Source organism: Achromobacter ruhlandii, from assembly GCF_002082135.1.
Classification (GTDB): domain Bacteria; phylum Pseudomonadota; class Gammaproteobacteria; order Burkholderiales; family Burkholderiaceae_B; genus Achromobacter; species Achromobacter ruhlandii.
This window is the reverse complement of sequence record NZ_CP017433.1, coordinates 2,356,223-2,370,171: the sequence shown is the minus strand read 5'-3', so window position 1 is coordinate 2,370,171 and position 13,949 is coordinate 2,356,223. Positions and strand designations below refer to the sequence as shown.

12 protein-coding genes and 1 riboswitch are annotated in these 13,949 nt (G+C 69.0%); of the genes, 1 reads left to right on the top strand and 11 read right to left on the bottom strand.

Translation table 11 applies throughout. The features are described from left to right. Positions 1 to 9: 9 nt before the first annotated feature. The 7 genes from AruCF_RS10765 to AruCF_RS10735 all read right to left on the bottom strand — a co-directional run bounded on the left by AruCF_RS10765 (position 10) and on the right by AruCF_RS10735 (position 7,681). Positions 10 to 624: an ABC transporter ATP-binding protein gene (locus tag AruCF_RS10765; protein ID WP_049073224.1), complete on the bottom strand. Its 615-nt coding sequence runs from the start codon at positions 622 to 624 to the stop codon at positions 10 to 12. Between the two features lie 204 nt (positions 625 to 828). Beyond that, positions 829 to 1,152: a YdcA family protein gene (locus AruCF_RS10760; RefSeq protein ID WP_049073223.1), complete on the bottom strand. Its 324-nt coding sequence runs from the start codon at positions 1,150 to 1,152 to the stop codon at positions 829 to 831. Positions 1,153 to 1,154: 2 nt separating this feature from the next. After that, positions 1,155 to 1,586: a bleomycin resistance protein gene (locus AruCF_RS10755; protein ID WP_049073222.1), complete on the bottom strand. Its 432-nt coding sequence runs from the start codon at positions 1,584 to 1,586 to the stop codon at positions 1,155 to 1,157. Positions 1,587 to 1,659: 73 nt separating this feature from the next. Then, positions 1,660 to 3,540 (bottom strand): PepSY-associated TM helix domain-containing protein, encoded by a 1,881-nt coding sequence (locus AruCF_RS10750; RefSeq protein WP_049073221.1) that lies wholly within the window; start codon positions 3,538 to 3,540, stop codon positions 1,660 to 1,662. After that, complete coding sequence (locus tag AruCF_RS10745) at positions 3,540 to 6,020, bottom strand: TonB-dependent siderophore receptor (protein ID WP_049073220.1); 2,481 nt, start codon at positions 6,018 to 6,020, stop codon at positions 3,540 to 3,542. Before AruCF_RS10745 ends, AruCF_RS10750 begins: the two co-directional genes overlap by 1 nt. Positions 6,021 to 6,197: 177 nt before the next feature. After that, on the bottom strand, positions 6,198 to 7,178 hold the full coding sequence (locus tag AruCF_RS10740) for a FecR domain-containing protein (RefSeq protein WP_049073219.1): 981 nt from the start codon (positions 7,176 to 7,178) through the stop codon (positions 6,198 to 6,200). Further along, entirely contained in the window at positions 7,175 to 7,681 is a 507-nt protein-coding gene (locus tag AruCF_RS10735) for a sigma-70 family RNA polymerase sigma factor (protein WP_049073218.1), read from the bottom strand. The genes AruCF_RS10740 and AruCF_RS10735 overlap by 4 nt, the downstream gene beginning before the upstream one ends. A 122-nt stretch (positions 7,682 to 7,803) precedes the next feature. Beyond that, positions 7,804 to 7,937, top strand: a riboswitch (TPP riboswitch). A gap of 62 nt (positions 7,938 to 7,999) precedes the next feature. Here AruCF_RS10735 and thiM point away from each other — a divergent pair. Continuing rightward, a complete protein-coding gene (thiM, locus tag AruCF_RS10730; protein ID WP_083036698.1) occupies positions 8,000 to 8,821 on the top strand; it encodes a hydroxyethylthiazole kinase in 822 nt (273 codons plus the stop codon). Positions 8,822 to 8,864: 43 nt separating this feature from the next. Here thiM and AruCF_RS10725 read toward each other — a convergent pair whose 3' ends face one another. From AruCF_RS10725 to AruCF_RS10710, 4 genes are all read right to left on the bottom strand, one after another. After that, positions 8,865 to 10,961, bottom strand: a complete 2,097-nt coding sequence (locus tag AruCF_RS10725; RefSeq protein WP_049073217.1) for a TonB-dependent receptor — start codon at positions 10,959 to 10,961, stop codon at positions 8,865 to 8,867. A 268-nt stretch (positions 10,962 to 11,229) separates the two neighbouring features. Then, entirely contained in the window at positions 11,230 to 11,988 is a 759-nt protein-coding gene (locus AruCF_RS10720; RefSeq protein ID WP_049073216.1) for an iron ABC transporter ATP-binding protein, read from the bottom strand. Further along, positions 11,985 to 12,962, bottom strand: coding sequence for an iron chelate uptake ABC transporter family permease subunit (locus AruCF_RS10715; protein ID WP_235432765.1), 978 nt, complete (start codon positions 12,960 to 12,962; stop codon positions 11,985 to 11,987). Before AruCF_RS10715 ends, AruCF_RS10720 begins: the two co-directional genes overlap by 4 nt. Further along, positions 12,955 to 13,926 carry an ABC transporter permease gene (locus AruCF_RS10710; protein WP_049077700.1) on the bottom strand — a complete coding sequence of 324 codons (972 nt, stop codon included), beginning with the start codon at positions 13,924 to 13,926 and terminating at the stop codon, positions 12,955 to 12,957. The genes AruCF_RS10715 and AruCF_RS10710 overlap by 8 nt, the downstream gene beginning before the upstream one ends. Positions 13,927 to 13,949: the final 23 nt, after the last annotated feature.

The following is a 13,949-nucleotide window of genomic DNA, read 5'->3' as shown; positions in this document are numbered from 1 at the left end:
GGCGCCGCGCTAGCGCAGCGCGGCCACGTCCATGACGGTCGCCCCGCAGGCCTGCACCAGTTCGGGATCGTGGCTGGCGAACAGCACCACGCGGTCCCGGCCCCAGGCCATGAACAGCTCGGCCAGTTCACGCCGCGCCGGCGTATCCAGCCCGTTGCTGGGGCCGTCGGCGATGACCACGGCCGGATCGCCCAGGGCGGCCGCGGTCAGGTAGACCTTGCGGCGCGTGCCCGTGGACATCTGCTCGAAGCGCTTGTCCAGGTGCGGTTCCAGCCCCAGCCGCGCGGCCAGGTCGAGCACCGCGTCATCCACCGCCACGCCCTTCTCCGCCGCGACCTGCTGGAGCAACCCGCGCCCGGTCTGCTGCGGCGACGCCAGGCAGTTGTCGGGCACGTAGGCGAGGCGGGACTTGGCCAGCTGGGGCGACCCGCCCAGCGAATGCCCCTCGATCCAGACCTCGCCGCCATCCGGCGCGATCACGCCCGCGATGATGGCGAGCAGGCTGGATTTACCGGTGCTGTCCTCTTCGCACAGCGCCACGCAGCCGGGGCCGAAGGTGTGCGTCAGCCCCTGGAAGACGAGATGGTCGCCGTAGCGTTTGGTGAGATGGTCAATGCGCAGCATGGCGCCAGTGTACGCAGGAACGTGCCGCCCCGCCAGGACCGCGCGGTGCCTGCCGCGCAAGCCGCCGGGCCGCCCCCGACCACGCGACGACACGCCAGGCCCCGGCCATGCGCGACGGCGCGGCCAGCGCCGCCCGCCCCCGCCCGGCCTCGATGGCGAAGGTCTGGAAGCGCCTGAAGCGCGAGGCCGCGTGACGGCAGCGCGTCACTTCCTCAGGTACGACTTTTTCCCGCTGTCCGAATAGCAGAAGGTTCCGCCGCGCGGGCCCGTACAGTATTGGCCGTCGCGGCAGTGGCACGAGCCGCTCGAAGCGGCCGCGGGTGGCGGCGACACCAGGGATTGGGCGCCGCCGTCCGGCCCCGTGCAGACACGCTTCGATGCGCTGCTCGAGCCATCACGGCAAAGGAACTTCTCCCCCACGCAGCGTTCCACGCCGCCCTTCTTGCCGGAACAGGGAGTGTTCGCCGAATGAGCCGTGGTCGCGAACGATACGGCCAGCGCGGCCAGCGCCAGGATCAGCGCGCGCATCGTCAATGCGCCGCCGGTCGATCGCCGACCCAGGCCGAGAAGCGCAGCAGATAGCCATCGGGGTCCTGCACCAGGAACTGGCGCACGCCCACTTCGATCGCATCGCTGCGATACCAGCGCGCTTCGGGTTCCCGGTACAACGGCCAGCGGGCGGCCGCCAACCGCTCCAGCAAGGGCTCGATGGCGGCCACCTTGATCTCGAAATTGACGCCCCGCCCGCGCGGCGCCTCCAGCGCGCCCGTGATCCAGTTGTCATCGCCACGCACCTCCTCAAGCATGAACTGCGCGCCGTCCAGGTCCAGGTATGCAAAGCCCTCCGCCTCGCGTCGGTAGGCAATCTGGAAGCCGCACAGGTCCATCCAGAAAGCCAGGCTGCGCGACAGATCGGCCACCAGCAACTCCGGAACCATTCGGGCTCGGCGTAATTCGGTCATGCGTGTCTCCGCTTTTTTTGAGTATTCGACATGATGACAGAAACGACGCCGGCCGCATCCCGTCCCGGCAACGTCACGCCCCTGCCGCCCAGACCCACGCCGCCAGCACCGCCACCGCCGCCAGCAGATACAGCCACGCCCGCCGCGCGGCGAACACCCACATCACCGCCAACCCATAGAACAGGAAGGCGCACAAGGTGCCCGCCACGACGGCCACCGACCGGCCGCCCCAACCCACCGATGCCAGCCATTGCGCCAGGGCGATCGCGGCCAGGGCTGCCAGCGCATAGCCGCCCGCCACCGCCACCGCAACGCGCGCCAGGACGCGCCAGCGATAACCAGGCGGCGCGGGTGGCGTGCGGCCCGCCAGCGGCGGCGACCAGCGTGCGCCCCCCACCTTCCCGGCCAACCACAGGAACAGCAAGCCGGCGAGCAGAACGACGCCCTCCACCGACGCGGCAATCATGTCGCCCGCCCCGACATAGGTATGAATCGACTGCCCGGTGGTCATGCCATTGACGAGCGGCAGCGACAGGCACAGCAGCGCCGCCATGCCGAACTGCTCCCGCCATGCGCGCGACGGCGGCCGGACCAACGCGTGCAGCAAGGTCGCCAGCCACACCAGGAAGAACGCCCGGATCTCCCAGGATTCGCGCGCCGGCCAGTCCGCCGGGATCAGGCGATTGCCGTGGAAATAGGCGATACAGGCCACCGCGCTACCGGCGATGCCCGCGACATTGAGCGACTCGACCACCCGCTGGAAAACCGGCGTGGCCGCGCCGAATGCGCCATCGTGCCGGGCGCGCCGCTTCACGGCGTACAGCACCGCGCCGGTGGCGATCATCACCGTGCCCGCCAGGCCGAACAGGAAGTACAGCCAGCGCAGGGGCCAGCCGCCATAGGCCGCCAGATGCAGCCGCTCCATCACGCCATGCGCCACGTCGGCGCCGGGCGGGGCGTCGGCCCGGCGCAGCTCGGTCATCTCGCCGGAGGCCGCGCGGAACGCGGCGCGGCCAACTTGGGCGGTGAAACGCCGCACGGCGGCGTCCTCGTCGACGCGGCCAAACACGCGGATCGTCTCGTTGGGCTGGCCGGGACGCTCAACCATGACCATCCGAGCCGGACCGCCCATCGCGGCCTGCGCGGCATCCAGAAAGACGCCCAGTTGCAGGCGCGCGGGCACGCCCGGCGCCAACCCGGCGTCCACCTTGGCGGCGCCCGCGTCGGCGCCCGGCCCCGCCGCCGCCAGTTCCGCCCGCCACCGCGCCATGCCCTGTTCGCCGTACAGGACCCGCAGCGGTCCCGGCATGTAGCTGGTATAGAAGATCGCCAGGCCGGTATAGACGATCATCAACTGGAACGGCAGCGTCAGTACCGCGCTGGCGTTGTGGCCGTCCAGCCAGGCACGCGCGCCCCGGCCCGGCCGGAAGGTGAAGAAGTCCTTGAAGATGCGCTTGTGCACCACGACGCCGCTCAGCAGCGCCACCAGCATGCCGACCGACAGCCAGCCCACCAGCCAGAAGCCGAAATCGCCGCCATAGAGCGTGTAATGCAGCACCATGAAGTGGCGGCCGCCCTCGGTCTTGCGGCCCCAGGGCTGGGGCAGCCGCTCGCCGCTGCGCGGGTCCATTGCCGCCTCGCGCGTCACGCCGCTCGCATCGCGCCAGATCAGGCGCAAGGCCCGATCCCCCGCCGGCGGCAGCTCGATGCGCCAGAAGCGCGCGCCCGCGCTCTCCTGGTCGAGCAAGCGCCCGGCGGCGGCAAGCACCGCCGGCATGCCGAGGTCCCGCGCCTCGCGCGGCAGGGTCGGTTCGGCGCTCATCCAATGCGAGATCGGCGCGCGGAACACACTGAGCGTGCCGGCCAGGAAGATCACGCACAGCAGCCAGGCGCAGACCAGGCCGCACCAGGTGTGCAGCCAGGCCATGCGCTGGCGCAGCCCGCCCTGGCGCATCAGAACGTGCCGCGCAGCGTCAGCATGGCATTGCGGGGATCGCCATAGTGCACGCCGTTGACCATGTTGCCGATGGCGCTGTAGTAGGTCTTGTCGAAGATGTTGTTGAGGTTGAGCGTGGCGGCCCAGTTGCGGTTGATCTGGTACTTGGCGTAGGCGTTCCACACCGCGCGGCCGCTGGCCTTGGCGGTGAGCGCGCCGATCTGGCGCGACTGCCCGCTCTGCACGTTGACCCCGCCGCCCACCGTGAAGGCGTTCAGGTCGCCCGGCAACTGGTACGTGGTCCAGAGCCGGAAGATGTGCTTGGGCGTGTGCCAGGCGAACGCCTGCCCCTCGCTGCTGACGTCCTTCAGGTAGCGGGTGGTGTTGAAGGTATAGCCGGCATAGACGTTCCAGCCGCGGGTGACTTCGCCGTTGATTTCCGCGTCGAAGCCCTGGCTGCGCACCTTGCCCGCGTCGGTGTAGCAGTAGTAGTTCTCGGCGCAGGTCGGGCTGGAGCTGAAGTCCACCTGGGCGCGGTTGCTCTGGTCGATGCGGAAGATCGCGAACGCCGTGTTGACGCGGCCGTCCAGCAGCTCGCCCTTCAGGCCCAGCTCGTAGTTCTCGCCAACGATCGGCTTGAGCGACTGGCCGGACGCGTTGACCTCGCTCTGCGGCTGGAAGATGTCGGTGTAGCTGACGTAGGTGGTCCACTGCGGCGACAGGTCCAGGATCAGGCCCGCATACGGCGTGAAGTGGGTGTTGGCCTGCACCGTCTGGCCGTTGGTCAGCCGGCCGGCGCTGGTGGTGTCGGTGGTCCAGATGCGGTTGGAACGGCTGAAACGGCCGCCCAGCACCAGTTTCAACGGATCGGTCAGTTGCAGGCGGGTCGCGCCGTAGAAGCCCAGCTCGCGGCTCGTGCCGAGGCGGACTTCGTCGGTGAACGCGCGCAGCGCGGCCGTGGTCGGCTCGGGCAGGTCCGGATTGAACTGGAAGGCGTTGAAGGTGGCGTAGTTGGTGATGTACGAATACGACGTGTCGATCTTGGTGTGGGCGTAGTTGGCGCCCACCACTACCTCATGGGTGCGGCCGAAGGCCCGGAACTTGCCGGTCAGGTTGGCATCCATGCCGGAGGCGTCGAGGTCGGCGACCGTGCGCGCGACGTTGACCTGGGCCATCTGCGTGACCGGATTCACGCCGCGGCTGGACGCGGTGTACTTCAGGTACTGCTTTTCCTGCACGTAGGCGCCCGTGGCCTTGAAGCGCCAGTCGTCGTTGAAGGCATGCGTGAAGTCGGCGTAAAAGCCCTGGTTCGAGGTCCGCTGCCGGTTCCAGTTGGCGCCGTAGCTGGTGGAGCGCTTGAAGTCGATATCCTCGCCGTCGCTGTAGCGCGGCAGGCCGGAAATCGACGGGCGGCCGCGCAGGTCTTCATAGCTGTAGCCCAGGTTCAGTTGGGTGTATGGCGTGAAGTCGTACTCGATCGTGCCGTAGAAGGTCGTGTTCTTCATGTGGACGCGGTCGACGAAAGAGTGGTTGTCCTGGCGGTCCACCAGCGCGCGGCCGCGCAGGCTGCCGTCGGCATTGAGCGCGCCGCTGCCATCGACCTGCAGGCCATAGCGGTCCCAGCTGCCGGCCTTGGTCTCGACCATGTAGCGGTCTTCCGCCAGCGGACGCTTGCGCACCAGATTCACCGCGCCGCCTGGCGAGCCCGAGCCTTGCAGCAGGCCGGCCGCGCCGCGCAGCACCTCGACGCGGTCATACATGGCGGTGCCGCCCGAGTAATTGCTGGCGCGGCCGTAGAAGCCCCGTTCCAGCGGCACGCCGTCGTACTGGATGACGCTGTCCTCGAAGCCGCGAGAATAGATGTACTTGCCGCCCTGCGGGCTCTGCTGCAGGGTCACGCCGGTGGTGTTTTCCAGCGCGTCGTAGACCGAGGTCAGGTTCTGCTCGTCCAGCCGCTGGCGCGTCACCACGCTGACGGACTGCGGGATGTCGCGCAGGCGCTGGTCGCCCTTGCCGATCATGACCGAGGGCACGGTGTAGGAGCCGGTGCCTTCGGACATGCCGCGGTATTCCTGCCCGGTCACGGTCACCGCGTCCAGCGTGACGGCGTTGCCGCGCGCGGCGCGGCGCACCGTGTAGCCGCCGCTGGGTTGGCGCACGCCTTCGAAGCCGGTGCCGGCCAGCAACGCCGCCAGCCCCTGCGCGGCGGTCCAGCGGCCGTTCAGGCCTTGCGTCTGCGCGCGCTCGACCTGCGATGCATCGAATGACACATTCACTCCGGCGGCGCGCGCGAACTGGTTCAGCGCCTGGTCCAGCGGGCCGGCGGCGATGGCGAAGCCGTGCGCGGCCTCCTGCGCCGCCGGCGCGGCCTGCGCCCACGCGGCGACGCCAGGCCAGGCGGCCAGGGCGGCGCCGCACAGGATGCCGGACAGGGCCGTGCGCAGCACGGTGGGAACGGGCGCCAGGCGCGCCGTCTTCGGGGTACGAGCGAGTGTCATTGCGTAGTCTTGAAGGCCAGGTTGAAAGGTGTCTTTCCCTGTAGGCCGGACAAGAACGCCAATCCCCTCATTTTTTCAGCAACTTTTTTTGGGCCTTGCGTTGGCCTTTCTTTGTTCTTCCAGGCGCCGTGTGCCGCCGACTTGGCCGCGGCCCAGTCCTGGCGCGACATCAACACATCAAGCCGGACCGACCGTCACCCAATACCGGGTCCAGTAACGCACCCGGATCGGCAAGGTCTGGACCAGGAAGGCCAGCGCCCGATCGGTGTCGTCGACGTGATAGGTGCCGGATACCCGCAGGTCGGCGACCTCCGGCGCACAGCTGATGCGCCCACGGCGGTAGCGCGACAATTCCGTCAGCAGGCTGGCCAGCCGCATGTTCTTGCCGACGATCGCGCCTTCAACCCAGGCCGCGCCTTCCATGGCCGGCGGCGGCAGCGGTTGCGCGCGCCGGCGGTCGAGCCACCCCTGCTGGCCCGCCGGCACAATGAGCGGATCCCCCCCGTCGGCCGGAGTCAAGGCCACCGCGTGTTCCTGCACGCTGATCCGGACGCCGTCATCGTCCACCCGCACGACGAAACGCGTGCCCAGCGCCTCGATGCCTCCATAGGGTGTGCGCACCCTGAACGGCCGCCGCGTCGGCGACCCGGCATCGCTGCCCGTGTTCAGCGAGATCTCGCCGCGATGCAGCACCACCACGCGCTCGGGGCCATCCAGTAGCAGGCTCACGGCGCTGTCGGTGTTCAGGACCAGGTAGGTGCCATCGGAAAGCGTCAAGGCGCGTCGTTCGCCCAGGCCGGTACTGACGTCGGCAACCAGGCGCTGCCAAGGCGCCTGCTCGCGCATCGCCCAGCCCGTGCCCAAGGCGCCACCGGCGACCAGCAGGCTCTTGAGCACGACACGGCGGTGACGCCGGCGCGTGCCGTTCAGGGTCGTCAACGCATCCAGTGCCAATCCTTGCGGGACCGCGCTGAAATCCGCGTTCAGCGATTGCACCCGGGTCCAGGCCAGCTCGTGCTCGGGCGCGGCCCGGCGCCAGCGCTCGAACGCCGCGCGGGTGCGCGCGTCGGCCTGGCCGAAGTTGAGCTTGACCGACCAATCGATGGCTTGGTCGACAATGGAGGCGGCAATCGGCGCCGCCGCGCCCGGCGCTCTCATGTCGGCTCGAAGCGAAACAGGTAGCACTGGCGCAGCCCGCTGGCGACGTAGCGCTCGGCGGTGGCCAGCGACACGTCCAGCCGCTCGGCGATCTGCCGGCAGGTCAAGCCTTCGAGCTGGGCCCATAGGAAGGCCTGGCGCACCTTGGGCTTGAGGGTGTCGAGCATCTGGTCGATCTTGATCAGCGCCTCGAGGATGAGCAGACGGCTTTCGGGCGAAGGCACTTGCGCTTCCGGCGTGCGGGCCAGCACGTCGAGCCAGGCGCGCTCCAGTTCGCGCCGCCGCCAATGGTCGACCAGCAGGCCGCGCGCAATGGTGCTCAGGAAGGCCCGTGGCTCGCGCGCGTCCGCCGCCGCCGGCCGGCGCAGCAGGCGCACGAACACATCATGCGCCAGGTCCGCGGCTTCAAACGAATTGCCCAGTTGCCGGCGCAGCCAACCGTGCAACCAACCGTGGTGATCCACATAAAGCGATTCGACTCGATCCTGCATCGTGGGGGGCATGGCCGCGCGCCCTTGCGGGCTAATGAATGATAACCATTCTCCATTGTAATGAAGGGAGACAGACATCGGCAAGCGCTCGGCCCGCGCAGCTTGACATTCCCCCTCCCCCCTCCGAACATAGCCCCATCCACCCGGGGAGCTTCGGCAAGAAGCTGAGATTCCGATGGCGGCCGCGCCCAGCGCGGCACGCGGCGCGCGAGACCCGTTGAACCTGATCCAGACAATCCTGGCGTAGGGAAGGTGCGCATCCCGCCGGCCCGCCATGCCGCGCCACGCCGCCTCGCCCCGCCCGTTGTCCCCTTGCAAGGACCCGCCGGCATGGCTTCCCTCACTCCTACCCTGTCCGACCTGGCGCTGGCTTCGCGCGACCTGTATATGGCCGTGCGCCGCGACGCGCCGCTGGTGCAGTGCCTGACCAACTTCGTGTCGATGAACACCGCGGCCAACACGCTGCTGGCGATCGGCGCCTCGCCTGCGATGGTGCACGCGGTGGAGGAAGCGCCCGAATTCGCCGCCATCAGCGGCGCGGTGGTGATCAATATCGGCACGCTCTCGGCCCCCTGGCTGGACAGCATGCTACGGACCGCCGCCGCCGCCAGCCAGGCGGGCACGCCCTGGGTGCTGGATCCGGTGGCGCACCACGCCACCGCGTTCCGCCGCGACGCGGTGCGGCGTCTGCTGGACCTGCGGCCCGCCGTGATCCGCGGCAACGCGTCGGAGATCATCGCGCTGGGCGGCGGCCAGAGCGCCAGCAAGGGCGTGGATGCGCGCGATCCGGTGCGACAGGCCGAGCAGGCCGCGCGCGAACTGGCGCGGGCCCGCGCCACGGTGGTGGCGGTGACGGGAGAAGTGGATTTCGTGACTGACGGCCAGCGCGAGGTGCGCGTGGCCGGCGGATCGCCGCTGATGCCGCTGGTCACCGCCACCGGCTGCGCGCTGACGGCGGTGGTCGGCGCCTTCGCGGCGGTGGCGCGCGCTGACGCCTACACGGCGGCGGTGGCGGCGCTGTCCTGCTTCGGCATCGCCGGCCGGCGTGCCGGGGCGCTGGCGGAAGGCCCCGGCTCGTTCGCGTGGCGCTTCCTCGACGCGCTGGCGGCGCTGGAGACGGACAGCCTGACGGCCGAATCGCCACTGCGCTGAATCCACATCCGCGCGCCCTGCCGGCGCGCGGATGCCTTTCCTTTTACATGCGGTACTGCAGGCTCAGCATGGCGTTGCGCGGCGCGCCGGGCATGTTCAGGTTGGCATTGCTACCGTGCGCCGACACGATATACCCGGCATCGAACAGGTTGTAGACGTTCAGCTGCACCGAGTAAGGTCCCTGGCGCCACCAGGCGGCGGCGTCCGCCGTGACGTAGCCGGGCAGCTTGACGGTGTTGCCCGGGTTGGCAAAGCGCGCGCCCACCAGGTTCAAACCGGCGCCAACGCCGAAGCCCTCGCCCAGGTCCTTGGTGATCCAGACGTTGCCGGCATGGCGCGGCGTCAGCGTGGCGCGCTTGCCTTCCACATCCTTGCCCGCATCGCGCGCCACCGACTGCGTCACGCGCGCGTCCAGGTAGGCATAGCCCAGCATCGCGCGCCAGCCGTTGGACAGGTCGCCCGACAGGGTCCACTCGGCGCCATCGGTGCGCTGCGTGCCCACCGGCACCAGCGTGTTGGTCACCGGGTTGGTCACCTTGATGTCGGTGCGCTCCAGGCGGAACACCGACACCGTGGTCGACAGCTTGCCATCCAGGAAATCGTACTTGGCGCCGACTTCATAGTTGGTGGTCTTCTCCGGCGCCAGGTCGACGTTATTGGCGGCCAGCGCGAAGGCCTCGCCCGAGGGCTGGTAGGAACGGCTCCACGACACGTAGTACGACTGCACGCTGTCCGGCTGGAACACCAGGCCCAGGCGCGGGCTCAGGTTGGAGTCGGTGCGCTGCAGGTTCTGGCCGCTGCGGCGGTCCTCGGTCTTCTGCTCGAAGCGGTCATGGCGCACGCCGCCCAGCACCTTCCAGTGCTCGCCCAGCGACACCATGTCCTGCACATACAGGCCGAGCGTGCTGAAGCGGCCCAGGTTGTCGGAACCCGGCGCGCCCACGGCCTGCCGCCGCAGCGTCGGCAGTTGCGGATCGAACAGGTTGACCACCGCCACGTTGGGATTGGAATAGCTCACCAGGTCCTTGTTCTGCTGGCCCACCTCGACGCCGTAGAGGATGTCGTGGCGCACCGATCCCCACTGCACGCGCTGCATCAGCTCGGTCTGGTTGGTCCAGCCGTGTTCGTCGCGCAGCACGTTGCCGTGGGTCAGTGACACGGTCTGCGCGGCTTCGTTGACCGAACCCGGCAGCGTGTTGTTGCGGTTCAGCGTGTAGTGGTAGTAGCGCGTGGCGTTGCGCAGCGACCAGTTGTCGTTGAAGCGGTGCGTCAGCGTGCCGGCGTACGACTGCACGCGAGTCTGGGTGTAGTCGGTGTCGCGCGCGTTCTGGGCGCCGTAGTAGGTGGACGGGTCCACGTCCACCGGACGGCCATGGTAGGCCGGGATGCCGAAGTCGGTCAGGCGGCGGTCTTCCAGGAATTCGGTCTGCAGCAGGAAGGTGGTGTTCTCGCCCAGCTTGAACTGGGCCGACGGCGCGATCGCCTTGCGGTCGATGAACTGCTTGTCGCGGTAGCTGTCGCCCTTCTCCACCGCGCCGGTCAGGCGCCAGGCCATGCTGCCGCTCTCGTTGGCGCGTCCCAGGTCCAGGTCGAGCCGGCGATCGTTCCACGAGCCGTAGCTCAGGCCGACCTGCGAGATGTCCTCGCCCGGCTTCTTGGTGACGCGGTTGATCAGGCCGCCCGACGAGCCGCGGCCGTACAGCACCGCCGCCGGGCCCTTGATGACGTCGATGCGTTCGACGTTGGACAGGTCGCGGAAGTACAGCGCGTCATCGCGGAAGCCGTCGACGAACTGGTCGGCGATGGCGGTGAAGCCGCGTATCGACACCTGGTCGCGCTGGCCGTCGCCGGTCGAGAAGCTGACGCCCGGCACGTTCTTGAGCGCGTCCTGCACCGACATGGCGTGCTGGTCGCGCAGCACCTGCGCCGGCACCACGTTCACCGTCTGGGGAATGTCGCGCAGCGGCGCGTCGATCTTGGTGGCGCTGGTGGACGCGGGCGGGTTGTAGCTTTGCGCGGTGTCATCGGCGCCGACGACGCTGATCGCGGGCAAGGTGGCGGCGGGCGCGGCGGCCTGGGCCTGGACGGCCAAGGGGGCCGCGGCGAACAGGGCGGCGGTGAGGGGGCGGAGGACGTGCATGGCCTGCGGGTCTTTTCGAAGTCGTTTGAAATGGAAGAAACCGCCATTCTCTTGACAACGAGAATCACTCGCAATGCTTTTATCATTACGTTGTCTGGGGGCCACGATAAATAAGACATGCGTCCAATTCAGATGTTATTCAGCATGTGTGTGCAAAGCGTGCGCGGCGGGCCGGATGTCCCAGCCCGGTCGCATTCCGTCCCCGGAAATTTTCCGCCGCGCGCCGGCGCTGGCGTCGTCCCGCGAACCAGCGCGCTCCCCGTGACCGTCAGCGGTAATACACGCAGATGCGCTTGCCGCCGATCTCGTGCACGTCGATCGGCAATTCATACAGGGCGCCCAGCACCTCGGGGCGGATCAGTTCGGCGGGCGTGCCGCAATGCGCCACCCTGCCCGCCTTCATCGCCACGATGCGGTCGGCGTAGCTGGACGCGAAGTTGATGTCGTGCAGCACCAGCACCACGGTCTTGCCCAGTTCGTCGGCCGCGCGCCGCAGCGTGCCCATCATGGCCACGGCGTGCTTCATGTCGAGGCTGTTCAGCGGCTCGTCCAGCAGCACATAGCGCGTATCCTGGCACAGCACCATCGCCACGAACGCGCGCTGGCGCTGGCCGCCGGACATCTCGTCCAGGTAGCGGCCGGCCAGCGGCTCCAGGTCCAGGTAGGCGATGGCCCGGTCGATATGGACCTTGTCGTCCAGCGTCAGGCGGCCTCCGGAATGCGGATAGCGCCCGAACGCCACCAGGTCGCGCACCGTCAGGCGCAGCGGCAGGTGGTTGTCCTGCCGCAGGATGGCCAGGCGCCGCGCCAGTTCGCGGCTGTCGCCGCGCGTCACGTCCAGGCCGTCCACCTGGATGCGGCCGGCGGACATCGGCAGCAGGCGGCTGATCATCGACAGCAGCGTCGACTTGCCGGCGCCGTTGGGGCCGATGATGGCGGTCACGCCGCCGGCCGGCAAGGCCAGCGACACCTGGTCCACGATCACGCTGTCGCCGTACTGTTTGCTGACTTGTTGGATATCGATCATTGGCGTCCCCTGCGCAAGATCAGGGCCAGGAACATCGCTCCGCCCACGAATTCGATGACCACGCTGACCGTGGTGCTCAATTGCAGCACCCGTTCCAGCAGGGTCTGCCCACCCACCAGGAAAATCACGCTGAGCAGCGCGGCGGCCGGCACGGTATGGCGGTGCCGATCCGACCCCATCGCCTGGTAAGCCAGGTTGCTGACCAGCAGGCCGAAGAAGGTCACCGGTCCCACCAGCGCGGTGGACACCGACACCAGCACGGCGATGGCGGCCAGCGTCAGCAGCAAGGTGCGGCGGTAGTCCACCCCCAGGTTCAGCGCGATCTCGCGGCCCAGCGCCAGCACGTCGTAGCGGCGCCGCATGCGCCAGACCAGCAGCGTCGCCGCGGCCACCGCCGCCAGCGCGATCGGCAGCAGTTCGGTGCGCACTGAATTGAAGTTGGCGAACATCCGGTCCTGCAGCACCAGGAACTCGTTCGGGTCGATCAGGCGCACCACGAAACTGGACAGGCTGCGAAACAGCAGCCCGAAGATAATGCCCACCAGCATCATCAAATGCAGGCTGCGCACGGCGTCGGTGAACAGCCAGCGGAACAGCAGGCAAGCGAAGGCCGTCATCGCGCCCACTTCCAGCACGAAGGCCGCCACCGGATGGTTGACCGCGCCCGCCGCCTGGCCGAAGCCGAACACCACCAGCGACTGGATCAGCAGGTAGAGCGCGTCAAAGCCCATGATGGCCGGCGTCAGGATGCGGTTGTGCGTCACGGTCTGGAACAGCACCGACGACACCGCCACCGCATAGGCCACCAGCAGCATCGCCGCCAGCTTGCCGCCCCGGAACGGCAGCACGAAAGCCCATTGGCCATTGGCGCCCAGCGTCATGAAACCGACGACGCACAGCAACGCGGCGGTGGCCAACAGCGCCAGGCGCCAGGCCTGCGGCGAAGGCAACAGGCGCGATACGGATTCAGCCACGGCGCGCTCCCCGGCTGCGCAGCAGGCACAGGAACAGGACGCTGCCGACCACGCCCACCACCGTGCCCAGGGGCACCTCGTAGGGATGGATCACCAGCCGGCCGATGATGTCACAGGCCAGCACGAACACGCCCCCCAGCATCGCCACCCACGGAATCGCGCGGCGCATGTTGTCGCCCAGCATCAGGCTGACCGCGTTCGGCACGATCAGGCCCAGAAACGGAATGCCGCCGGCGGTCACCACCACCACGGCGGAAATCGCCGACACGATCAGCAGGCCCGCCAGCGTCAGGCGCGCGTGGTTCAGGCCAAGATTGGCGGCGAACTCGCGGCCCATGCCGGCCACGGTGTAGCGGTCCGCCGCCAGATAGGCCGCGGCCGCCAGGCCGAAGCCGATCCACAGCAGTTCGTAGCGGCCGCGCAGCACCCCGGAAAAATCGCCGGTGGTCCAGGCGTGCAGTGACTGCAGCAGGTCATAGCGGTAGGCAACGAAGGTGGTGACGGCGTGGATCACGCCGCCCAGGATCAGGCCGATCAGCGGCACGATGAACGGCGTGCGCAGCGGCACGCGCCGCAGCAGCGCCAGGAACAGCAGCGTGCCCGCCAGCGCGAAGCCGGTGGCGGTCAGCATCTTGCCGATCACCGGCGTGTCCGGCGCCAGCAGCGTCACCACCAGGATGCCGAGCGTGGCCGACTCGACGGTGCCGGCCGTGGTCGGCTCGACGTAACGGTTGCGCACCAGCATCTGCATGATCAGCCCGGCCACCGCCAGCGCCATGCCGGCCAGCAACAGGGCCAGCGTGCGCGGCACGCGGCTGACCAGCAGCAGGCGCCAGGCGCGCTCGGCATCCGGCCCGCCGGCCAGCGCGGCGAACGAAAACGACCCCGCGCCCAGGCTGACGCTGGCCACGCACAACGACAGCAACAGCAGCAACAGGGCCGCCAGCCCGGCCCAGCCGGTCATCATCCCGCCCTGCTTCACCCGGC

What these genes read in the sequence shown, in the direction of transcription:
- AruCF_RS10765 (WP_049073224.1), bottom strand. Translation starts at nt 624, where the DNA reads ATGCTGCGCATTGACCATCTCACCAAACGCTACGGCGACCATCTCGTC.
- AruCF_RS10760 (WP_049073223.1), bottom strand. Translation starts at nt 1,152, where the DNA reads ATGCGCGCGCTGATCCTGGCGCTGGCCGCGCTGGCCGTATCGTTCGCG.
- AruCF_RS10755 (WP_049073222.1), bottom strand. Translation starts at nt 1,586, where the DNA reads ATGACCGAATTACGCCGAGCCCGAATGGTTCCGGAGTTGCTGGTGGCC.
- AruCF_RS10750 (WP_049073221.1), bottom strand. Translation starts at nt 3,540, where the DNA reads ATGCGCCAGGGCGGGCTGCGCCAGCGCATGGCCTGGCTGCACACCTGG.
- AruCF_RS10745 (WP_049073220.1), bottom strand. Translation starts at nt 6,020, where the DNA reads ATGACACTCGCTCGTACCCCGAAGACGGCGCGCCTGGCGCCCGTTCCC.
- AruCF_RS10740 (WP_049073219.1), bottom strand. Translation starts at nt 7,178, where the DNA reads ATGAGAGCGCCGGGCGCGGCGGCGCCGATTGCCGCCTCCATTGTCGAC.
- AruCF_RS10735 (WP_049073218.1), bottom strand. Translation starts at nt 7,681, where the DNA reads ATGCCCCCCACGATGCAGGATCGAGTCGAATCGCTTTATGTGGATCAC.
- thiM (WP_083036698.1), top strand. Translation starts at nt 8,000, where the DNA reads ATGGCTTCCCTCACTCCTACCCTGTCCGACCTGGCGCTGGCTTCGCGC.
- AruCF_RS10725 (WP_049073217.1), bottom strand. Translation starts at nt 10,961, where the DNA reads ATGCACGTCCTCCGCCCCCTCACCGCCGCCCTGTTCGCCGCGGCCCCC.
- AruCF_RS10720 (WP_049073216.1), bottom strand. Translation starts at nt 11,988, where the DNA reads ATGATCGATATCCAACAAGTCAGCAAACAGTACGGCGACAGCGTGATC.
- AruCF_RS10710 (WP_049077700.1), bottom strand. Translation starts at nt 13,926, where the DNA reads ATGACCGGCTGGGCCGGGCTGGCGGCCCTGTTGCTGCTGTTGCTGTCG.